This is a genomic window from Pseudoalteromonas sp. Isolate6, from assembly GCF_022398435.1.
GTDB lineage: Bacteria > Pseudomonadota > Gammaproteobacteria > Enterobacterales > Alteromonadaceae > Pseudoalteromonas > Pseudoalteromonas galatheae.
Map to the genome: position 1 here is coordinate 1 of NZ_JAKEVK010000091.1, position 22,652 is coordinate 22,652.

Genomic DNA, 22,652 nt, shown 5'->3' on the forward strand with positions numbered 1-22,652 from the left:
AACGTATACTTTCTTCCAACGGCTCATCACCGAGAGCCAATCCAATACAGTCTATATTTATCGAGGAAAGTATCATGAACCTAATTAACATCATTAAACCGAACAGTACAATGGCATCAGTATTATCTTTATTTGGTCGAGTAGGGCTATCAGCCATTTTTATACTGGCTGCGATTAATAAAATCCAATACTTCGAAGGTAATGCTACATACATGGCTTCAAGTGGATTACCAAGCGAGCTGCTGCCATTGGTTATAGCCTTTGAATTGATAGGAGGGCTTTTCATTCTTGCGGGAGCATTTACTCAACTGACAGCAATTGCATTTGCGGGGTTTAGTATTGTCAGTGCGTTGCTGTTTCACTTTGATCTGGCCGACCAAATGCAGTTCTTAATGTTTTTTAAAAATATTGCCATGGCTGGTGGTTTTCTCGCACTTGCCGCGTCAGGTGCTGGTAAATTCAGTATTGATAGTAAGCTCGAAGAAAGTAAGTAATGACAAAATAAAAGCGCACAGGGTTGGGACCGTGCGCTTTTGGTTGTCCTGTTACGCCTGCTTAAATTTTATTTGCGCGACAAAAAATAATGCTAGCGTTTGTGTAATTAAGACGGCCGCATGGAGGTAAACAGGAAAACCCAAAGTTGCATCGATGGTCGAAAGCGCTAACTGGGAAATATGGAAAGTTGGCAACAGCCAAGCAAACCATTGCATTGCTTCAGGAAATAGCCCGATAGGCAGCCACAGACCTGAAAGCAGCGAAAGTGGTAGGTAAACTAAATTAACCACCGCAGGTGCCGCTTTTGCTGACACTGACAGCCCAACTAACAACCCTAACATACACAAAGGCAAGGTGCCGAGTAGGGTAATTGTAACCACGAGTAACCATTGAGCTAAACTTAAAGACAAGACGGAAAATAATGCCAGTAAGCTCATTAGGCAGGCTACGAGCAATGAAAAAGCCGTCGCACTCACACACTTTGCGAGCAGATACTGATAGGGAGAAACGGGAGATAGTTGTTTGAGTATCAGCCAACCATTTTGCTTTTCAAGGGCGACGTTAACGCCAAAGGAAAATAGCGCAGGTCCTATCATGCCAAATATCAGATAATTGATATACATATAGTTATGGGAGTCACCATGACTGAACACCACGCCGAAGAAAAGATAAAACAAGCAAGGAAATAGTGTGGCTGGGATCACAAAACCCTTACTTCTAAATGTGCTCAAAAGTTCAGTTTTGCTTTCAAGTATAAAAGATGCAGTGTTTATCATGGTTAAGCGCTCCTCGCATTCATCAGTGATAAATAAGCCTCTTCGAGGCTCATTGGGGCTACATGTAAATTGCGAATAGAAAATTTCTCTAATAACTGCTGCAAAATATGATTTGGCTCATCCGTCAAGATAGTGAACTGATCGCCTTTAATATTCAGGTCTATCATAGGTATCGCATTAACCAGTGCTGCAGCAGACAGGTCGCTGGTGAACTTGATTTGTGACCGACGATAGGTGCTGGCAAGTTCAGGTATGTCGTTAAGCTTGGTACATTTTCCTTCTTTTAAAACTAACAATTCATCCGCTAATGCTTCTGCCTCGTGAAGATAGTGTGTGGTAAGGAGTACCGTTTTACTTTGTTGTTTTAACGTGCGTACGGCCTGCCACAGCTGCTGTCTTGACTCTACATCCATACCAACACTAGGTTCATCCAAAAAAACAATGTCGGGATTGCCTACGAGTGCAATTGCCATAAACAGTCGTTGTTTTTGCCCCCCAGATAACGTATCGAAAGTTTGTTCTAAAAATGGTGTTAATTGGCAGAGTGAAATTAAACTCTCTAATGGAATTGGGGCTTGATGGTAACTTGCAAATAACGCCAGAAACTCCCTCACCTTGGTTTGCAGAGGTAGCCCGCCTAATTGCATCATGGCACCCACGCGCTGGCGGCAAAAGTCAGACTCAGGTTGGTGGCCAAGAACAGAAACTCGTCCTGACGTGGGTCTTAGTCTGCCGAGCATTATGTTGATCAAGGTGGTTTTTCCTGCGCCGTTTGGGCCAAGAATGGAATATACCTTACCCTGTTCAAGCGTAAGGTTTAGATCTGCTAATATCGGCTTAGTATTGTCGTATGCAAAACTGATATTTGATAACTCAATGGCATTGCTCACCGTCTTCGCTCCTACTTAACTGTACGATTTGCAGTATGCTTTGCTTTAAGGTGAGATGTGAGTGAGGGTTGTCAGAAAATAAAATGACAAATGTAATGACTTGAGAGGATAACTCACAGGCGTAGAATTATCTGTGAGTTATAGAGTATTACAGCCCTGTCATTTTTGATAAATGCGTGGAGAGGACTAGCTGAATTTTAGTGTCAGGGGCCTTTACAGTAAATAAAGCCTCTTCGAAATCGCCTTTTGACAAGCTATCGTGAATGTTGTTTGACAGTGCGTAAGGCTCACTAGGCATCCCCATAAATGGGAAAATCATTCGATCCATGCCACCGTCACTATCTTCGTCGTGGATAACCTGAATAGCGTATTGACCTGCAGGTACGTTTTCAAAAGTGACTCTGGTGTTGGGCGTTTGCGGCGTAACAATCAATTTGCGAAAAAAGTTAGCATCAGGATCATTCACATTTTTGTCGCTGTGGTAGTCAGCGCTGTTGTCAAATAACAGTACCAGCATTTGACCATCGGTATTGGTGACATCCGTAATTTCAACCGTTAGATTGGTTGGGGGACCTGTAACCGTATTTACACTTACCGGACTTGTTGAACTACACGCCGCAAGTAATGCCAGCGCAAACAATAGACTTAGGGACCTCATCCTTTGCTCCTATTAAGGGTTAAATTGTAGCCCCTCTAGCTTGTCAGAGAATAATCTAATTACAATTAAAAATTGTTCAATATGGTCGGTATCAGAAGCTGTTCAGACCAGTGATTGACGGCGCTACTTATGGTTTGTGATGTTCGTTCTTTTTAATCGAACAAAATAGCCAAATTTGACTAATTTTATTCTCTCGCAGGTTTGATAGGCTAACCATTAAATTATTGAGCTGAACGTATTACTTCATGTTCAGGCGAATTTGAGAGCTATTATGAAGATTATTCGAATTAACAAGGCACAGGCGACACGAGATGGTGCTGGTGTAAATATTAACCGCATCGCTGGATTTGATGGCAAGAGTTTAGATCCTTATCTCATGATTGATGAATTAAAGTCAGATAATCGCAATGACTTTGTGGCTGGCTTCCCACCGCATCCACACCGAGGCATTGAAACCTTTACCTATATTCGCAAAGGCGGCTTTGAGCATAGAGATCAAATGGGTAATATCAAAGCCATTCGCAGCGGTGATGTACAATGGATGAGTACTGGGCGTGGTGTGGTGCATTCAGAAATGCCGCTAAGTGACGCAGAGGGCATGCATGGCTTCCAGATTTGGTTAAATATGCCAGCAAAAGACAAAATGCGAGCGCCTAAATACCAAGATACAATTGAGCACCCTGTGCCGCAAATAGCGATAGCAAAAAAAGGTCATTTCAAAGCATTGGCGGGCACATGGCAAGTGGCAGGCGAGGTACTGACATCGTCATTACAGTCTCTTTCAGGCGGGGGAGCACTTGCTGATGTGGCTTTAGCTGCGGGAAGTCAATTGCACCTTGAACTGGCTCAGTTTGGCAAGGTGATGATCTATATTCATACGGGCAAACTTGAAAACTATGGGGAGCAAACGTTGCTTGAGCTTGACCCAAGCCAAAATTTTGATCTCCTCGCGACGGATGATGTTGGCTTTTTGATCCTTGCTGGGCAGCCAATTGAGGAAAAAATAGCGCATATGGGACCATTTGTGATGAATACTCAAGAGGAGCTTCATCAAGCAGTAAAAGATTATCAACAAGGACGCTTCGGCGATATTGTATAGGGGGTTTACATGGGATTATTAATCGAAGGTCAATGGCATGATAAATGGTATGATACGAAAAGTAGCCAAGGCAAGTTTGAGCGTGAGTCTGCAAAGCTAAGAAATTGGGTAACAGCAGACGGCAGTGCGGGGCCAACGGGTAAAGCGGGCTTTAAAGCCGAGTCCGGACGTTACCATTTGTATGTTTCTCTTGCATGTCCATGGGCTCATAGAACGCTCATTTTCCGAAAGCTTAAACAGCTAGAGGCGCATATCGACGTATCGATTGTTGACCCTGATATGTTGGACCAAGGGTGGCGCTTTACGAGTCAGCGTCCAGAAGTCGGTGATAGCCTGTATCAGCTCAGTTTTATGCATCAGCTGTATACTAAAAACGATCCAAGTTATTCGGGCCGAGTCACGGTGCCTGTCCTTTGGGATAAACAAACGAAGCAAATCGTGAGCAATGAATCGAGTGAAATTATCCGTATGTTTAATCATGCGTTTAATCAGATAACGGGAAACGACACCGATTATTACCCAGAGGCGTTAAAGCATGAAATCGATGAAATAAATGAGTTTGTTTACCACAATATCAATAATGGTGTATACAAGGCCGGATTTGCAACTACCCAAGATGCCTATAGTAGTGCTGTAAATGCGTTATTTAACGCGCTAGATAAGCTCGAGGCAAGGCTTGCTGCGCAACGTTATCTTGTGAAAGGACAATTAACGGAAGCCGACTGGCGATTATTTACGACTCTCATCCGTTTCGACAGCGTGTACCATGGTCACTTCAAGTGCAATATTAAGCAAATCGAAGATTACCCCAATATTTCTGCGTATGTGCGTGACTTATATCAACATCAAGGTATTGCAGATACGGTTGATTTTTACCACATTAAAAGACACTACTACTTTAGCCACACGATGATCAATCCAACCCAAGTAGTACCAGAAGGGCCAAGCATTGATTATCACCGTTTTCATAATCGTAAAGGTATTTCGTTGTAAATGACCTGACTTATTATGCTGAGTTCATGGTAAGGAAGCTTTGTCTTTGTTTCTATTTGGACTAGATTTAATAATGCGTTTGCTTGTAGCTGCCTTTTGTGCTTAAGTGCGAACGCATTTTAGGTCTTTATGCCTAACACTCAGGCCACTGTCCAAGGAGAAAATGTGTCTTCTTCCAATATTGCTAAGAGCGCTATCGCACTGCTGCTCGCCGTGATGGTAAGTGCTATCTTATATTTTGAAAATAGCATCCATCGTGACCTAAACGAGAGCTTTTTCCAGCGGTTAGAGCAGGTTCATTCAGCGCAAAACAGTATTTATTTGGGAGAAATCGACGATAATCGTCGGTTTCTTTATTTTCTATTAGACACCCCACCAATTCAGGGGATCGCCAGAGCGGAAAAAAACAATGGTATCGACCCTCAAGAAAACACTCCGCTTGATATTTGGCGAGCACGACTAAGCACGATCTTTAGGTCAATGTTGTATTCGTATGATGGCCTTAACCAGATCCGCCTACTTGATGCCCATACAGGGGTTGAGATGGTCAGGGTTGAGCGACAACTCGGACAAGTCATAGCGGTACCCGATAGCAAGCTGCAAAATAAGAGTGAAAGCGATTACTATATCAAAGCACTGCAACTGTCAGAGCGCACTATCTATTCTACAACTATCAATCTAAATCGTGAACACGGACAAGTTGTCACGCCTTTTCAACCCACTAAACGTTTCACCTTGCCAACTTACGATATAGATAATGACTTATTTGGCATACTGGTGATCAATACCAACGCTGAAAAGATGATAGAAAGGATTGTCTCTCAAGCGCCAGAGATGCAAAAAGTGATGCTCTTGGGCGCAGATGATTCGTTTATTTATCACCCTGATTTTTCGCTACGATACAGCAAAGACTTAAACCCCGAAATCAACTTTCAAACATTATATCGCGTGACGCCATGGTCGAATAAAGTCCAGCTGGTGGAAGACAAGTCGACGGGGGAACAGTTTTTAGCGCTCATTAACAAGGTTGCAGGGGCTAACTTTAATAATCTAAAGGTTAAGCTTGTTAATCTGATCCCTTTTGCTGCTTATCAGCAAAGTTTGAATGAAAAACGGTTAACCACCTATGCTTTACTCGCTGTTGCTTGCGGTGTATTTGCGCTAGTCTTTTTTGCGTTTTGGCAATATACCAGTAGTTTACGTGCGCTCGATTCAACGCGAGCAGAGTTTAAGGCGATTTTAGATGGCGCATCAGATGGTGTACTTGGCTTTGATAACAACCTAAAGCTCACCAGCTTTAATGAATCAGCAAAACACTTCTTTAAGCAATTAAAAAATAGCAGTTTAGGTAGTAACTCACAGTTTCTGCCAGAAGCTGTGCATCAGTTTGTATCTCGCTATGCTAATACGGTTTTACAGGGTGAAGTGGTGGAATCTAAGTCATTACAACTGAAGCTGAATGCCCATGAAAGTATTTGGCTTTCACTTAGTTTATCTCCAATCTACGCGGGAAATGAACGCATTCAGGGGGTGGCATTATTTGTTGAAGACATTACTGCGAAAAAAGAAGCGGAAGCACAACTAGTTGGTGCAAATGAGCGCTTAGAACAAGAGGTGAAAGAGCGTACCAAAGAGCTCGTGGATGCTCGAGATAAAGCCGCCAAAGCGTCAGAAGTGAAAAGTGCCTTTATATCTACTATCAGCCATGAAATGAGAACTCCCCTCAATGGTATTTTGGGGTCACTAAATTTGGTGAGAAAAGAGCCCGTTACTAAGCACCAGCATAAGTACCTAGAAATGATGGAAACTAGCTCGACTACGCTTTTGTCGTTAATCAATGATGTACTTGACTTATCGAAGATAGAGGCGGGTAAACTAGACATTGATAATGAACCATTCAACCCGCTCTCTGTCATTGAGCACGTCGCACTTTCTATGTCGGCAAAGGCCAAGGAGCAGAAGGTTACTTATATTTTAGATCAAACGGGTTTAGCGCATATTGAGTTGTGCGGTGATGCGGCGCGCGTTAAACAAATAATTTATAACCTCCTTAGCAACGCGATTAAATTCACTAAAAAAGGCCATGTGAAATTGACCGCAGTTACCGAGCAACTAGACGATACGGTATGGCTTAAAATCACAGTTGAAGACACTGGGGTCGGTATTGAAAAAGCCAATCACGGCAAGCTATTCCAATCGTTTAGTCAAGAGTCAGCTAACACCTCGAACGAGTTTGGTGGAACTGGGCTTGGGCTCTCTATTTGTAAACAGCTCGTAGAAAAAATGCTCGGCCATATTCATTTTGAGAGTGAAAAGTTTAAAGGGAGTAAATTTTGGTTTGAACTACCGTTTTCTAGTTCGCAAACTAAACCCATTGACGTGCCTGAAGTATTAGCTGGCAAAACAGCCTCTGTGTTCAGTAAAACAAAATTAGAGTCAGACATGATTGCTAAACTTATCAGTAAATGTGGTGGTGAGCTTGTACAGAAAGGCGCACAGAGTGATATATGCATCGTTACGAGTGAGCAAGATTACAATCAAGTAAAGTCGGCTCAAAATCAATTTGAGAAGCTTGTTTTAGTGGGGGATGAGCTTCAGCATATTAATGATTTCGACAATATTGTGCATATCTCTGCTCCTCTTCGGGTGGGGGAGTTTGTCGCGCTATTTGATTTAAATAAAGCAATTAGATTACAGCCCAGTTTGAAAAAGTCTGGTGAGACAGTGGCATTAAGCGGTAATTTAGTCGCGGGTTGTCATTTCTTGGTGGTAGACGATAATCAAATCAATCGGATTGTGGCTAAAGGCATCTTAGAAGGACAAGGGGCTAAAGTGAGCTTTGCCGTTGATGGCCAAGATGCCGTGAATAAACTACTGCTATTTGAGCATCAAGAAGTTAACTTTGATGCCATCTTTATGGACTGCAATATGCCAGGAATGGATGGTTATCAGGCCACAAGGGCAATTCGTCAGGGTCAAGGTGGTGATAAATACAAAGATGCGATCATTATTGCGATGACTGCCAGTGCACTTGCGGGTGAAAAAGAACGTTGCTTAAACGCGGGAATGGATGAATTTGTGACTAAACCTGTGGTCGTTGAGCGATTATTTGAAGTGCTGGAAGTCTTAGGAGTACACGCTAAGGATGATGACTCTGTGCTTATTCATCCCTTCGAGAGCGAGGAAGAAAAACAAGCGAAACAGCCAATAAATGAAGCTAACGTGCTAGAACGCCTCTCTGGAGATGATGAGTTACTTAAACAAGTATACACTTTGTTTTTGAGTGACTCTGAAAATCAAATGCAACAGCTTAGATTGAGTATTAAAAATAGTAATTGTGACGCATCAGCGAGGTACAGCCATGCACTTAAAGGTCAAGCAGGTGATTTGGCTGCAGATACGCTATTTGATTTGCTCGATAAAATAGAAACTTATGCGCGAGAACATCAAGCAGGACAGTGTAAATCACATTTGGCACAGGCGCAAAGTGAATACGATAAAGTCGTAGTATTTGCGAAAAAACGTGTGAGTGAGCTGGAGCTTGCAGGTGTTAGCGGTGAGTAGACCCGCGTGTGGTAGAATTAATAATGGTGACATTCACCATTATTAATTTCTAGGCCAATCGTAATCCATTTGCGTTGCTGTTTTTCTTGCAATAGATTGCCCGAAACGTTTTTTCACTAGCTCTAAACTCATATCAATACCAGCTGAAATACCCGCTGAGCTAGTAAAATTTTGATCCATGATAAACCTTACGTCCTCAACCACTTCTAGAGAAGGGTATTGTTCTCTCAAATCGTCGATATCTTGCCAATGGGTGGTGACTCGCTTTCCATCAATGAGGCCTGCTTCAGCATATAAAAATACGCCTGTACAAACTGATGCGCATTGAGAGGTATGGTTGGCAGTTTCTGCAAGCCAATTAAGTACGTTGTGATCGCTACAAATTTGGTGATGAAGCCCACCTACAACTATGAGCAAGTCAAACTTTGGATGCGAGTAGATGCTGTAATGGGGGTTTACACTCATGCCGCCACGCGAGGTTACTGGGATATGACTTGGCGCGACAAGGTTGACGTTAATCGGAGTCTCGATAAATCGCTTTGCGGTATTGAATACCTCAAACGGGCCGCAAAAATCTAAACACTCTGCACCGTCATAGATGAAAATACCAACTTCCATTATTTTTCCCTACAGATCAGTTTTTTACTAACTTGGCTGATTTTGGTTAAATTTTCAAGGTAAATTGTAACAACCGATGAAAAAAACAACTTAAATCTTGGTTTAGATACATTCAAACAGTCATGAATTCTCGCTTCTCTTCTCCATCGCAGAGAATCTTGCTTCTCTCGCAAAGCGATTGCACTTTTAGAGACGATCCGTAATATCTTACCCACGATAACAACAAGCGATGTAACAATATGTTCAAACCTACCATCACACTTTTAAGTGCTGCTGTATGTTTAGCCCTTGCGGGTTGTGCGGGCACAGCGGATCAAACTCAAGAACCAGTAAAACTACTTCAAAGTAAGCAATATGATAATGTGCTTTTGCAAGAGTTTTCAGGCCCTTATCAAGGCGTTCCTCATTTTGATAAAATGAAGCTTGAGGATTTAGAAGCCGCACTTGAAATAGGTATGGCTGATAATTTAAAAGAAATTGAAGCGATAGCTAATAACCCTGCGAAGCCAACTTTTGAGAACACAATCGTTGCGCTGGAAAGAGCGGGTGCTGCTTTGGATCGTGTATTTACCTACTACGGTCTTTGGCGTTCTAATATTTCAAGCCCTGAATTTAGAGAAATTCAATCGCGAGTGGTACCTAAGTTTTCAGAGTTCAGCTCTAAAATCACCCAAAACCAAGCGCTTTTTGAACGTGTAAAAGCAGTCTATGAAGGTGCTGAATATAAAAAGCTAACCGCAGAAGAGCAGCGTATTACTTGGATGCGTTATAACGGCTTTGCCCGTAATGGTGCGACGCTAAAAGGTGAAGACGCTAAGCGTTACGCAGACATTAATCTAGCGCTATCAAAGCTACATACTCAGTTTGCAAACAACGTCCTTGCAGACGAAGAAAACTACGTGGTTTACCTCACTAAAGCGCAATTGTCAGGTTTGCCTGAGTCGTTTGTTGCGTCGGCAGCGGCTGCTGCAAAAGCGCGCGGTAAGGCGGACATGTACGCGATTACCAACTCTCGCTCATCCATGGATCCATTTTTAACCTACTCAACAGAGCGTGAGTTACGCGAGAAAGTATGGAACAACTACTATAACCGTGGCAACAATGGTGGTGAGTACGACAACAAAGCGATTATCTCTGACATCTTAAAGTTGAGACATGAGCGCGTTAACTTATTAGGCTACGATAATTATGCGCAGTGGCGTCTCGAAGACCGCATGGCGAAAAAGCCTGAAAACGCGATGGCGCTGATGAAAAAAGTATGGCCAGCTGCAATTGCGCGTGTGAAAGAAGAAGTGGCTGACATGCAAGCGATCGCTGACAAAGAAGGTGCTGATATCACCATCAAGCCTTGGGATTATCGTTTTTACGCTGAGAAGGTACGTCAAGCCAAATATCAATTGGATTCAAACGAAGTTAAGGCTTATTTACAGCTAGATAATTTGCGTGAAGCGATGTTCTATGTGGCAGGTCGTTTGTTCAACTTTGAGTTCACTGAAGTGCCGAAAGGGTCGGTGTCTGTATTCCACCCTGATGTTCGTGTTTGGGAAGTAACAGACAAAACCACTGGTGATAATATTGGCCTCTGGTATCTAGACCCGTTCGCACGTAAAGGTAAGCGCTCAGGTGCGTGGGCCTTGTCATACCGCAGCCATACAACGTTTGATGGTAAAACAAATGTGCTTAGCTCAAACAACTCCAACTTTGTGAAAGCGCCAGAGGGTGAAGCAACTTTGATCTCTTGGTCTGATGCAGAAACCTATTTCCACGAGTTTGGCCACGCGCTGCATGCGCTTTCTTCAAACGTGAAGTATCCAAGTTCAAACTCTGGCGTGCGTGACTACACTGAGTTCCAATCTCAGTTATTGGAGCGTTGGTTGTCAACGGACGAAGTAATCAATCGTTACTTAGTTCACTATAAAACAGGCAAGCCTATGCCTAAAGCGCTAATCGAGAAAATCAAGAAGTCAGCAACCTTTAACCAAGGTTTCGCAACGACTGAATATCTTGGTTCGGCTATCATGGATATGCTTTTCCATACCACAGATCCAGACAAGATTGGCGACCCTGTTGCATTCGAAAAGTCTCAGTTAGGTGCGCTAGGCATGCCGGATGAGGTAGTGATGCGTCACCGCACCACCCACTTTGGTCACGTATTCTCAGGTGAAGGTTATTCAGCGGGTTACTACGGTTACCTGTGGGCTGAGGTATTAACCTCAGATGCAGCTGAAGCGTTTGCTGAAGCGCCAGGTGGCTTCTATGACAAAGACGTTGCACAGCGTTTGGTGGATTACCTATTCTCAGTTCGCAACTCAATGGATCCAGCAGAAGCGTATCGCAAGTTTAGAGGTCGTGATGCTGAGGTTGAAGCGCTGATGCGTGATAGAGGCTTTCCGGTAGAGAAGTAAAAAAGCTTACTCAACTATTCGGATAATAAAAAACCCTTTGGCATGATGCCAAGGGGTTTATTTTAGGATTAGATAGAGCTGTAGTACGAGAGTAGTTTGATATTGTCAGTCACTTTGCTATGGTAGTAAGTGTTCGCAAAACAACCAAAGGAGATTAGTTATGGCGAAGAAAAGCGATGTTAAAGCGCTTAAAAAAGAGCTGAAAGCGCGTAAAGCAAAGATTGAAAAGCATGAAGCGAAAATCAAAAAGCTGAAAAAAGCGATTAAAAAGGCTTAAAAGCCATTAGCCCTAGGTAAAGGGTATAAGTAAGCAAGCGGTAAATATACCGCTCTTTTTTGCGAGTCAGATTAAATCGAAAGGTGGCTATATAGCAACCAAGTTCCCACACAGATTAAGATCACCCCACCAAAGGTTTCAGCTCGACTACCAAGAAACTTTCCAGCCGAATGCCCAATCATCACACCAATTGTCACCATCATGGTGGTGGCGAGGCCAATGAGTGCGGCAGCGAGCCATATATTCACATCAACAAATGCGAGACTGACGCCGACAGCCATTGCATCAATACTAGTGCCAAATGCTGTTATAATGGTTCTGAACCAAGGCTGTTTTGCGTGTTGAGTTGGCGCTTCGTCATCACCCTTAAGGCTCTCATAAATCATATGAGCGCCAAGTCCGAACAGTAAGATAAAGGCAATCCAATGATCCCAAGCTTCGACATAGCCTGCAGCAGATTGTCCTATTAACCAGCCAAGCAGCGGTGCACTGGCTTCAATAATTCCAAAAATAAGGCCGATTTTTATGGCTTGAGTAAGCCGAGGTGATTTTAAGCTGGCGCCTTTACCGATTGCCGCGGCAAAAGCATCGGTAGACATAGCGTATGCTAATAGTAGCAGGGTGACGAAATTCATTTACATTGCTCCGGTCAGGCGATTTGAGTCCACGATACATCCACACGCCCAACCACAGGCATGGATACATCGATGGTCTCGCCAACCGAGAGGTGTCCGCACCATGGCATTTTGGCCAATTATGTTGATACGAACTCTTCCGAGCATTGGAAGCAGGCTACTCCCCAACGAGTTGCGATAATATCAAGAATTACATGGGAAGCAAAACCAAAATGGGGTTACTTGTTCCGATAGAAAGCATTTGCAGGCTATCCTCACGAAGGGGCGAAAAAGTCTATTTCGGCTGTGATAAGCTGCTCCGTTGAATCCCCAAGCATAAGTACTTCACCATCAGGGCTTACAAGAATGCTTTGGCCGATAAATTGAACTCCTGTTTCAGTAACGTGGTCCATACCAGTGCGATTTGCTGAAATAATATGGACTTTATATTTCTTGGCTTGCTTTCTAATTGTATCAAGACTGTCTTCACCACAATAATTTGAGGGATTTACAATTAACTGCACACCTTGCTTTGTAAGTTGGGTGAGTCCCTCTTCAAACCAGATGTCGTAACATAATAAAATACCCACTTTAACCCCCATTATTTCGTGCACTTTGAACGTATCACCGGCTTGAAAAAAGCGTTTGTCGGGTGGGGCTAAAAAAACCTTACGATGCACGCCGACAGCTCCTTCTGGCTTAACTATAACTGCACTATTAAAGTGATCACGACCAGCTTTTTCAATGATCCCTGCGATGATAGTTCCTTGTCGCTGCTGTGCTAAAGGTTGGAGTAGGCTGAGAGTCGTGCAATTAGGTAATTCCTCAGCCATCTCCTCCATATGAGTGTGATTAAGAAAGAGGCAACCTGAGGTACATAACTCGGGTAACACAATGAGATCAAAGTCTGCCTGTGATAATGCCTCGACTATGGTCGTTCGGTTGTATTGGGGGTCACCATATTTGACTGCAAATTGATAAAATCCTACTTTCATTTTTCACCTATGTTACGTTTGGTCAAGTAAACTGCCTAAAGGTCAGATTAAATCTAGCGCCAACCTCTTTAGGTGCGGGGGGGATGGCATGTTGGAATTGTGTTTGAAAGCCATTCCCCATAATAAATAATGAACCATCTTCTAGCAGCTGTTCAAATTGTTCATCGGGTTTTGCTTGATGACGAACTTGAAACAAGCGCTCGGCACCTAAGCTCAAAGAAGCGATAACATTAGTTGGCCCAAATGCGGACAGATCACTGTGAAAGTCCATGTACTCATCACCATCTGAATAAAAAATACAGACGCAGACGCTAAATTCGACGCCTATTTGAGCTTGTAGCCGTTGTTGTATTGATGAAATCAAATTAGGCCAAGCTTGGCGTCGACCATGGTAGCTAGGAAATACTTCCGGATCTTCGAGACTAGGGTCTACAAACATCATTTTCCAAGGTCTAATTTCCGTATTTTCACCGTTAGGCAAGGTGATGGTTTCAGGCTGAGACAAATCACAGTGTGTGATTAACCACTGATACAGTAATTGGCTCTCTGCCTTGGTAAGAAATGCTGGAATATATTCTGCCTCGGCATTATTTAAAAGTGGAAGCTTCATGATTAACTCCTTGTTGTTGCTATTTTTCTTTAAAAAAGAAAAGCACTAAAGCAATACACTAAAGCAGCTCCCTTTTCCTACTTCAGAAGTCGCGCTGATCCTCCCTTTATGGCGGTGGATAATTTGCTGGCTGAGTGCAAGTCCAATTCCCGAGCCATGAGGTTTTGTGGTAAAAAATGGTACAAATATCTTATCGAGTGCGCTGGGCTCTATTCCTTCCCCGTTATCAGCAACTTTGATCTCACATTTGCCGTAGCGATTAATCGTTGCTGATACTGTCACTACTTTTTCTTGGTTGTTATGTTTCATGGCATCTTTGGCGTTGTTTAGTAGGTTGAGCAGCACTTGCTCTATCATCTTTCTATCAACATTAATGCTTAGCGCAGCGGGCGTCACGTCAAAGTGTAGGCTGATATTTGCGTCACGAAAGTCGCTTTTTATCAATGGCGTGATGTCATCAAATAAAGTCTGTACTACAAGCGGTTGGAGGTCAAGTTCAGGGATATGTGTGAGCTTTCTGTAGTTATCTATAAAGCCAAGTAAAGACTGGCTCCTAACACCAATCGCTTGTAGGCTTTGTAAGTAGTCTTCAACGAGTTCTTGGTCTGTCACCGCTTCGGCTAACTGATTATTGGTGATATTAATTAGCGTATTTGAGAGCGAATAAATCGGTGCGACGGAGTTTCCTATTTCATGGATAAGCACGCGGATCAGCTTTTGCCAAGATTCGATTTGGGTACTCTCTAGCTGCTCTGAAATTGCAGTAAAAAGCCAAAGTTGGTATTGGTTGTCTTGATTGGAAAACGTAAAATATTTAAATAGTAAGTCTTTGGTAATGTGGCTACCTACTTTGGCTTGTTCAAGCTCTGGGTGTGCTGCAAGTAGTGAGTGTCCAGACTCTGCGCCGCGAATATCCAACAATTGCTTTGCGCTGTTATTACAAATCAAAATGGTGTGGCCATTTTTGATAAGGATCAGACTTGCTTCTATGTGTTGTAGCATCGTTTCATAAGTGGTGACGAGCTCTGTCTGCTTGGCTTTATCTTGCTGAGCTTTCTGAATAAGCTCGTTACAGGTTGTAAGTGCTTGCTTACTTATTGGGTGCTTTTTATCAATTCTAAAGCTGCCATCTTGATACTTGAGCGCAGTAAACACCTCTTCGAATCGTTGTTTTTGTCTTTTCAGTGTGGCAATAGACAGCACTGTGAATAGCACTGCAATCGCAATGGATAACCCACTAAACAAAAAGACGTAGCTGTGGAGAAAGCCCAATACACCAAGCGTGGCGAATACAATGGCCGCGAGTTGAAAAATGGCCATGCGAGCGAGGCTATTATTCCACATCATACTTCTCCATTTTACGGTACAGTGACGCGCGGGTGATCCCAAGCGCTTTAGCTGCATGGCTGATATTTCCCTTAAAGTCTCGGACCGCCCGCTCTATGGTGTGTTGCTCTATTTCTGCGAGATTGTAGGTGTCAAAAAGTCCCACTCTCTCTTGCGTGCTTGCCGCTGGACTGGCGAGCTGAAACTGTAATTGGGTTGAGTCAGATAAAATAACAGCACGTTCAACCAAATGTTGTAATTCTCGAATATTACCGGGCCATTGATATTTGACTAAATCAGCCATCATTTTGTCGCTGACCGTTTTACACGCGAGCTTGTACTTTTTGCTGTATAGATCAGCATAAAACTCAATAAGTAGTGGAATATCTTGAGGTCTATCTCGTAGTGCTGGAAGTGTGATCTCTACGGTATTAATGCGGTATAACAAGTCCTGACGAAAACTGCCTTCGCGAACCATGTCATACAAATTCATATTGGTTGCGGTGATAAGGCGCAGATCAACCTCTATTTGTTTGCTACCACCTACTGGCGTAACTACTCGATTTTGGATCGCAGTAAGTAACTTTCCCTGTAACTCGAGCGGAATATTAGCTATTTCATCCAAAAATAAAGTACCGGATTCCGCAAGTTCAAAGCGACCTGGCTTATTGGCTTTCGCATCTGTAAATGCGCCTTTCATATGGCCGAACAACTCACTTTCGAACAAAGAGCTGGCGATCGTGCCCATATCTACAGACATAAAGGTATTGTCTTTTCGTAAAGATTGTTTATGTAGCTCTCTGGCAACGACTTCTTTACCAGTGCCGCTTTCACCTAAGATTAAGACGTTGGCGTCGGTTTTAGCGGCCTTCTCTATGGTCTGAAAAACTTGCTCCATTGCTGGACTTGAAGCAATTAAATGCTCGAATGGCTTGTTTTGCGCTGCCATTGAGATTTGTGCGATTTGCGTAAGTTTCTTGGACTTTTTCCGTTGTTCGCTCAACTCGATGCAGTTGGCAACCGTTGCGAGTAGCTTTTCATTTTGCCAAGGCTTGAGGACAAAATCGTTGGCGCCAAGCTTGATGGCATCCACTGCCATCGCTAGATCGCCATAGGCGGTGAAGAGCACAACCACAGCATCTCCGTCCAGGGCTTTTATTTGTTTGAGCCAGTAGAATCCTTCGGCGCCGGAGGTTGATTCTCGAGTAAAGTTCATGTCGAGCAATATCAGAGCAAAGTCCTGTTCCGACATTGTTTTAGCGATGTCATGGGGATTCTCTAGCGTCACCACTTTTTTGTAATATTGTTTGAGCAACATTCTCGTGGCGACGAGAATTTCGCTGTTGTCATCGACAACTAAAATTGCCTTATCGCTGATAGTCATTACATTTCCTTTCCCAATCAAACTGTACGATATCGTACACTAGGTGTTTAATTTTTTTACACTCTTTTGTTCCATTATTCTATAGAGTTAATTTATGAATTTGATTTTTATGGGTTTTTTGGTTTGGCACGCAACTTGAGTTATTAGGCTAACCTAAACTGAAGAGGGTGACAAAATGGATAGAAAAATCACACCTAACAAAAGATTTCCGCTGTGGTGGCTGGCGCNACACTCTTTTGTTCCATTATTCTATAGAGTTAATTTATGAATTTGATTTTTATGGGTTTTTTGGTTTGGCACGCAACTTGAGTTATTAGGCTAACCTAAACTCAAGAGGGTGACAAAATGGATAGAAAAATCACACCTAACAAAAGATTTCAGCTGTGGTGGCTGGCGCTACCTATTATAGCAGTAGCGTATTTTGCATTTGATAGTGCAGCGAGTAGCAGTGGGGAACGTGTTAATCTGGCGATGGATAAAGTCAAGATAAGTACAGTGACAAAGGGTGAGTTTCATGATCTTATTCCGCTTAGAGGCAGCATCAAGCCGAGTAAGTCTGTGTATCTAGATGCCATCGAAGGTGGCCGAGTCGAAGCGCGTTTCGTCGAAGAAGGTGCGATGGTTAAAAAGGGTGACAAGTTGCTAACACTGAGCAACACCAGTCTGCAACTGGATGTGATCTCCCGTGAGGCGCAGATCTCAGAGCAGCTAAATAACCTACACAATACCCGCTTAGCGATAGAGCAAAACCGTTTAAACTTAAAACGAAACCTATTAGAGCTAGACTTTCAGGTAACGCAAAGTGAGCGAAAGCTTGCACAGTTGAAGCGCCTTGGTAGCGGTAATTTAGTTTCAAAAGGCGAGCTACAAGCGGCCGAAGATGAAACTGAGTATCTAAAAAACCGTCGTAAGTTAATTATTGAGCAGCAGCAACAAGATGAAAAAATCCGTACGGCACAAATTGCACAGCTAGAAGATAGCGTCGAGCAGCTCAATAAAAACTTGAGCTTTGCGCGTAAAAATCTTGAAAACCTAATTATCAAAGCGCCTATGGATGGTCAATTGACTGCGCTAGACGCAGAATTAGGTGCTTCAAAGGCGAGAGGCTCACGTTTAGGGCAAGTTGATATTGTGTCTGAATATAAAGTGTCGGCCCAAATTGATGAGTTTTACCTAGGCCGCGTGTATGCAGGACAAACCGCAAGGTTAACGCTGCAGGGGAGGCAGTATGAGCTAACGCTCGCAAAGGTCTATGCCGAAGTGTCAAATGGTCGCTTTGAAGTGGATTTAACTTTTAATGCTGCGCTGCCCAGCGACATGCGTAGAGGTCAAAGTTTACAGTTGGAGTTGTTATTAGCAGATGCGAAAGCCGCGACTTTAATACCAAATGGTGGATTTTATCAAGATACCGCTGGCAAGTGGGTATTTGTACTAGAGCAGGGCAGCCAGGTGGCGGTGAAGAAATCGGTGACGTTTGGCGAGCGTAACAACAAATATATTGAAGTACTTGATGGGTTGGCGGTCGGCGACCGAGTGATCACCTCAAGTTACAGCAGCTTTAAAGACATGCAGTCGGTCAGTTTGACTCGTTAATAGAATTAAAAGGCAAAAGAATATGTTACATCTAACTAAAATAAATAAAGTTTTTCGTACTGAGCTGATTGAGACTTACGCCCTTGAGGATGTCACGGTGACCGTAGAGCGTGGCGAGTTCGTTGCTATCATGGGACAGTCAGGTTCAGGTAAGTCTACCTTACTCAATATCATCGGCATGCTAGACCATATTGATGGTGGCGAGTATGTTTTTGATGGCAAGAACATCAGCCATTTAAGTGAAGGTCAGCTTGCTGATATTCGTAAAGACAATATTGGCTTTATCTTCCAAAGTTTTAACCTTATCGATGAGCTCACTGTGTATGAGAACGTTGAGCTTCCGCTTATTTATCAGGGGATCGCTAAAGCCGAGCGAGCACAGCGTGTGATAGCCGTGCTTGAAAAAGTAAATATTGCGCATCGCAAAGATCATTACCCACAGCAGCTTTCAGGTGGTCAACAGCAAAGGGTTGCAGTTGGGCGTGCGATTGTTGCAAAGCCAAAAATGATTCTAGCGGATGAGCCAACCGGTAATCTTGACTCAAAAAATGGTGAAGAAGTCATGGGGCTGCTAGCACAGCTTAATCAAGAAGGGGTAACTATAGTCATGGTGACGCACTCAGAACACCATGCAAATTATGCGCATCGCACGATCCATGTATTGGATGGCCATATTGTTTCGAGTCAAATGCAGGAGGTTCGTTGTGCTTAAAAACTACCTGTTAATCGCGTATCGTAGTTTACTACAACAAAAGCTCTACTCAACAATCAATATTTTGGGTTTGGCGATTGGTTTAGCTATTTGTATCAGTATGGCTATCTTTGTTGAGTCTGAGTTGGGTTATGACAAGTTTATTAAGGGTCATGAGCAAATCTATCGCTCGTCTGTAAAATGGATGCCGCCAAGTGCGCCTGAACAATACTATGCGCAAGGGCAAGTATTTAACGCTGAAAACTATCAAGCACATTTTGAAGAAGTGATTGATGCTACTCGCTTTCGAGAAGTGAGTGTTGCGCTTGGACACGGCAAGGAAAGTTTTCTTCATGATGGTGTATTCCTCGCTGATCCCAACTTTGTCGATTTTTTCTCCTTAGATGTAATTGACGGAGAGCGTCAGTCGGCACTTGAGGCTCCAAACACCATTGTTTTAACCCAAGCAGCTGCAATGCTCTATTTTGGTCGTACGAATGTTGTCGGAGAGTCTTTACTTGGTGCAGGAAAACTACCGTTAAAAGTGAGCGCCGTGATAAAAGATTTGCCACTGCGCACCCATTTAAATGTCTTTGCGCTCATCAGTATGGCAACGGCCACCACTTATTATGGTGATAACAGCTGGCAGCGTGACCCAAGTTTTAACTATTTCACCTACGTTAAATTAGCGGATGGGGTAACCGGTGAAGATGTTGAAGCAAAAATCCCAAATTATTTAGAAAATCATTATGGCCCGGGAACTAGCGACACCCTTGGCTTTGAGTTAATGCCTGTCACCGATATTTACCTTCACTCACATCAGTATGGTGAAATGAAAGAAAATGGTGATATCAATACCGTTTATTCGTTTAGTGTTATTTCAGCGCTTATTCTCTTTATTGCGTGTGTTAACTTTATGAATTTGTCGACCGCCACAGCAACCAAGCGCGCAAAGGAAGTGGGAGTACGTAAGACATTAGGCGCTAAACAGCAGCATTTAGTTGTGCAGTTTGTGGTTGAGGCGATGATGTTGAGTTATATCGCGTTGATCATTGCTGTAGCGCTGGTTGAGGCCGGTTTGCCCTTGTTTGCGAGCTTTATCGGCAAGCCGCTCAGTTTTGACTTCTATTCAGAGCCGTTAGTGTTGACTACGCTGTTGCTGTTAGGGTTATTCGTTGGCTTAATCTCAGGCGCATACCCAGCCTTTTACCTAAGCCGCTTTAAACCTGCTAAAGTGCTTAAAGGAGAAGTGACACAGGGTAAATCTGGTGCGCTGCTGCGTAAAGGGCTGGTGGTATTTCAATTTAGTGTAGCCGTGGTGCTTATTATCGCCACCACAGTATCTAACCAGCAACTAAAGTATGCCAGAGCCATAGAACTCGGTTATGACAAAGACAATACTTTTGTGCTGAGCCGTCTTTATACAGACATCGCCAGTCAACAACGTAGTGCACTAAAAACACAACTGCTCTCTCATCCAAACATTGTCAGTGTGACAGCAAGTTCAGCGGTACCAACAGAGACCATTGTCGATGCTTTTGGGATGGTTAATCCAAAAACACAATTGTCACAAACCATGCCGACATTGGCAGTAGATGAAGATTATTTTAGCAGCTACAACATAAAGTTACTGAGTGGTCGAGGGTTTAGTCGCGATTTTCCTGCAGATAAGTTTGTGATGCCGAGTGCGGCTGAGCCAAATCCGCGTTTTTCGGTTGTGATTAATGAAAAGGCGGCGCAGAGTTTAGGATTTAGTGCTGATGAAGCAGTTGGTAAGACATTTGAAGTACGATTAACTCGCCATTCAAGCGCTATGGCGACTATCATCGGGGTAACGCACAACTATTATTTTTCTTCACTTAAAACAGAGATAAGCCCAACGTATCACTTGCTAAGAGAGAGTGAAGGCAATTCGATGGCGATTAAATTCCAAGGTGATATAACGCAAACTCGCGACTTCATAGAGGATACCTGGCGCAAGCTAGTACCAGAACAAGAAATGGAGCTGACTTATCTACAGACTAAATTTGAGCAGATGTATCGCCAGGAAGACAAAGAAATCATTGTGTTTAACTTGTTCTCTATACTGGCTATTTTCATTGCTTGTTTAGGCTTATTTGGTCTTGCCTCTTTTTCCACAAAAAGACGCACCAAAGAGATTGGGGTACGTAAAGTACTTGGAGCTTCGGTGATGGATATTGTGATATTGATCAACAAGGAATTCTCAAAGCAAGTGATGATCGCAAACCTGATAGCGTGGCCGCTTGCGTACTTTGTGATGCAGCAGTGGCTAAACAACTTTGTCTATCGTATTGACCTTTCAATCGTGCCATTTTTAATTGCAGCAAGTTTAGCGTTTGCAATCGCTTGGCTAACGGTTAGCTCGTTAACGTTAGTTGCTGCACGAGCACGGCCTGTAAAATCACTAAAATATGAGTAAAAGGAATAAACTCCTGCGGTGCTGTTATAGCAAAAGTAATTAACTGCGTTGAATTTACGTACCAGCTTACTGTTGGTACGTAAATTCACCTTGCCTTTAGGAATAGCTGCTAGATTGCCTCTCCAAACACTCGGTTTTTACCATTTTCTTTAGCTTCATACAGCGCTTTGTCTGCTCTTTCTACTAACGCTTCAACTGGTTGATTGATATTATCCTCGCTAAGTGTAGCGACGCCTGCACTAACCGATACGGCTTTTAGTGGCGAAAGTTTATGTTCAATCGCGGTTTCGAAGAAAGTTTGTACAACTCTTTGCGCGATCTCTAAGGCGAAAGAATAGGGGGTATTAGGCAGTAAGATGGCAAACTCTTCACCGCCGTACCTGTACAGCGCATCCATAGGTCGACGAATATGATTTTTAGCGGTGTTTACAAAAACCTTCAAGACATCATCACCCATCAAATGACCATATTCATCGTTATAGAGTTTGAAATAGTCAACATCGAGCATCACAATACTAAGCGGACTGTTTGAGCGCTTTGCACCGCGATAATGGCGCTCCAAGTCAGTATCAAATAACCTGCGATTAAACGCTTCGGTAAGTCCGTCAACGTATGAATACTCTCTAAGTTGATCGGCTTGCTTTTTATACTTCAGGTGGGTGAGTACGCGATTAAACAGCGTGCGCGCCACGATTGGTTTACTGATGAAATCAACAGCTCCTGCATCCCAGCACATTTCTTGCTGATTTTCTTTAATGTTGGATGTCACAAATATGACGGGAATTCGGGCGGTTATTGGATCTTTTTGAAGCTCCGTACAGGCTTCTATACCCGTTATCCCTTCTAACATCCAGTCCATTAGGATTAAGTCTGGTAATGCAAGTTTTACATATTCCATGGCCTTCTCAGCACTTTCAAAAGCAACTACTTTGCATATATCTTCTAAACATGCGCATAGCACCTTTTGAGTGAGTGGTGAGTCTTCTATTACTACTATGGTACAGTTGTTTAGTTCTACTACGTCTTCAAACATGCTACTGCCTTGGTTTCTGTTGCAGGTTTAGATTAATGTGCTACGTCTCTATTTAAAAAGTAGAGTGTGCTTAAGCGACTATGATTAGTCTTAGCACTAGGCAAGCATTGCACTATAAATAAAGAACCCTACGTAAGATATAGTGTAGACATTTTTATGCTGTAACACACTTATTGCGTAACATTTAAATT

The 22,652-nt window shown here is 43.1% G+C and carries 18 protein-coding genes and 1 riboswitch; of the genes, 8 read left to right on the forward strand and 10 right to left on the reverse strand.

Annotated elements, in window-relative coordinates; translation table 11 throughout:
- The coding region (locus L1D50_RS13310) for a DoxX family protein (RefSeq protein WP_239966201.1) at positions 1-494 on the forward strand (494 nt) is incomplete at its 5' end.
- Positions 495-545: 51 nt separating this feature from the next.
- Here L1D50_RS13310 and L1D50_RS13315 read toward each other — a convergent pair.
- The 3 genes from L1D50_RS13315 to L1D50_RS13325 form a co-directional block, all read right to left on the reverse strand.
- A complete protein-coding gene (locus L1D50_RS13315; protein ID WP_239966202.1) occupies positions 546-1,271 on the reverse strand; it encodes an ABC transporter permease in 726 nt (241 codons plus the stop codon).
- Positions 1,272-1,273: 2 nt separating this feature from the next.
- The gene (locus tag L1D50_RS13320; RefSeq protein WP_138521245.1) at positions 1,274-2,161 is read right to left on the reverse strand and encodes an ABC transporter ATP-binding protein; all 888 of its coding nucleotides are present in this window, start codon (positions 2,159-2,161) and stop codon (positions 1,274-1,276) included.
- Positions 2,162-2,309: 148 nt separating this feature from the next.
- On the reverse strand, positions 2,310-2,819 hold the full coding sequence (locus L1D50_RS13325; RefSeq protein WP_128726991.1) for a DUF2141 domain-containing protein: 510 nt from the start codon (positions 2,817-2,819) through the stop codon (positions 2,310-2,312).
- 271 nt (positions 2,820-3,090) lie between these two features.
- Here L1D50_RS13325 and L1D50_RS13330 point away from each other — a divergent pair, with 271 nt between their 5' ends.
- From L1D50_RS13330 to L1D50_RS13340, 3 genes are all read left to right on the forward strand, one after another.
- Positions 3,091-3,918, forward strand: a complete 828-nt coding sequence (locus tag L1D50_RS13330) for a pirin family protein (protein WP_138521243.1) — start codon at positions 3,091-3,093, stop codon at positions 3,916-3,918.
- A 9-nt stretch (positions 3,919-3,927) separates the two neighbouring features.
- Positions 3,928-4,911, forward strand: coding sequence for a glutathione S-transferase family protein (locus L1D50_RS13335; protein WP_128726989.1), 984 nt, complete (start codon positions 3,928-3,930; stop codon positions 4,909-4,911).
- A gap of 165 nt (positions 4,912-5,076) precedes the next feature.
- Positions 5,077-8,475: an ATP-binding protein gene (locus tag L1D50_RS13340; protein WP_239966203.1), complete on the forward strand. Its 3,399-nt coding sequence runs from the start codon at positions 5,077-5,079 to the stop codon at positions 8,473-8,475.
- 42 nt (positions 8,476-8,517) lie between these two features.
- On the opposite strand, the gene L1D50_RS13345 is transcribed toward L1D50_RS13340, so the two are convergent.
- Entirely contained in the window at positions 8,518-9,093 is a 576-nt protein-coding gene (locus tag L1D50_RS13345) for a DJ-1/PfpI family protein (RefSeq protein ID WP_128726987.1), read from the reverse strand.
- A gap of 239 nt (positions 9,094-9,332) precedes the next feature.
- Here L1D50_RS13345 and L1D50_RS13350 point away from each other — a divergent pair, with 239 nt between their 5' ends.
- Positions 9,333-11,498 (forward strand): M3 family metallopeptidase, encoded by a 2,166-nt coding sequence (locus L1D50_RS13350; protein ID WP_138521239.1) that lies wholly within the window; start codon positions 9,333-9,335, stop codon positions 11,496-11,498.
- A 348-nt stretch (positions 11,499-11,846) separates the two neighbouring features.
- Here the strand turns inward: L1D50_RS13350 and L1D50_RS13355 are convergent, their stop codons facing one another.
- The 5 genes from L1D50_RS13355 to L1D50_RS13375 form a co-directional block, all read right to left on the reverse strand.
- On the reverse strand, positions 11,847-12,410 hold the full coding sequence (locus L1D50_RS13355) for a manganese efflux pump MntP family protein (protein ID WP_138521237.1): 564 nt from the start codon (positions 12,408-12,410) through the stop codon (positions 11,847-11,849).
- A 44-nt stretch (positions 12,411-12,454) separates the two neighbouring features.
- Positions 12,455-12,588: riboswitch (yybP-ykoY riboswitch) on the reverse strand.
- 76 nt (positions 12,589-12,664) lie between these two features.
- Complete coding sequence (locus tag L1D50_RS13360) at positions 12,665-13,384, reverse strand: nitrilase-related carbon-nitrogen hydrolase (RefSeq protein WP_138521235.1); 720 nt, start codon at positions 13,382-13,384, stop codon at positions 12,665-12,667.
- Positions 13,385-13,406: 22 nt separating this feature from the next.
- A complete protein-coding gene (locus L1D50_RS13365; protein WP_138521233.1) occupies positions 13,407-13,994 on the reverse strand; it encodes an alpha-ketoglutarate-dependent dioxygenase AlkB in 588 nt (195 codons plus the stop codon).
- A gap of 45 nt (positions 13,995-14,039) precedes the next feature.
- On the reverse strand, positions 14,040-15,341 hold the full coding sequence (locus L1D50_RS13370) for an ATP-binding protein (RefSeq protein ID WP_239966204.1): 1,302 nt from the start codon (positions 15,339-15,341) through the stop codon (positions 14,040-14,042).
- Positions 15,328-16,704: a sigma-54 dependent transcriptional regulator gene (locus L1D50_RS13375; protein WP_138521231.1), complete on the reverse strand. Its 1,377-nt coding sequence runs from the start codon at positions 16,702-16,704 to the stop codon at positions 15,328-15,330. Before L1D50_RS13375 ends, L1D50_RS13370 begins: the two co-directional genes overlap by 14 nt.
- 345 nt (positions 16,705-17,049) lie before the next feature.
- On the opposite strand from L1D50_RS13375, the gene L1D50_RS13380 reads away from it, so the two are divergent.
- The 3 genes from L1D50_RS13380 to L1D50_RS13390 are packed head-to-tail and all read left to right on the forward strand — an operon-like array spanning position 17,050 to position 21,428.
- On the forward strand, positions 17,050-18,297 hold the full coding sequence (locus tag L1D50_RS13380; RefSeq protein ID WP_138521229.1) for an efflux RND transporter periplasmic adaptor subunit: 1,248 nt from the start codon (positions 17,050-17,052) through the stop codon (positions 18,295-18,297).
- Between the two features lie 22 nt (positions 18,298-18,319).
- Positions 18,320-19,009: an ABC transporter ATP-binding protein gene (locus L1D50_RS13385; protein WP_138521227.1), complete on the forward strand. Its 690-nt coding sequence runs from the start codon at positions 18,320-18,322 to the stop codon at positions 19,007-19,009.
- On the forward strand, positions 19,002-21,428 hold the full coding sequence (locus L1D50_RS13390) for an ABC transporter permease (protein ID WP_239966205.1): 2,427 nt from the start codon (positions 19,002-19,004) through the stop codon (positions 21,426-21,428). Before L1D50_RS13385 ends, L1D50_RS13390 begins: the two co-directional genes overlap by 8 nt.
- A 109-nt stretch (positions 21,429-21,537) precedes the next feature.
- Here the strand turns inward: L1D50_RS13390 and L1D50_RS13395 are convergent, their stop codons facing one another.
- Positions 21,538-22,461 carry a diguanylate cyclase gene (locus L1D50_RS13395; RefSeq protein WP_138521223.1) on the reverse strand — a complete coding sequence of 308 codons (924 nt, stop codon included), beginning with the start codon at positions 22,459-22,461 and terminating at the stop codon, positions 21,538-21,540.
- Positions 22,462-22,652 lie beyond the last annotated feature (191 nt).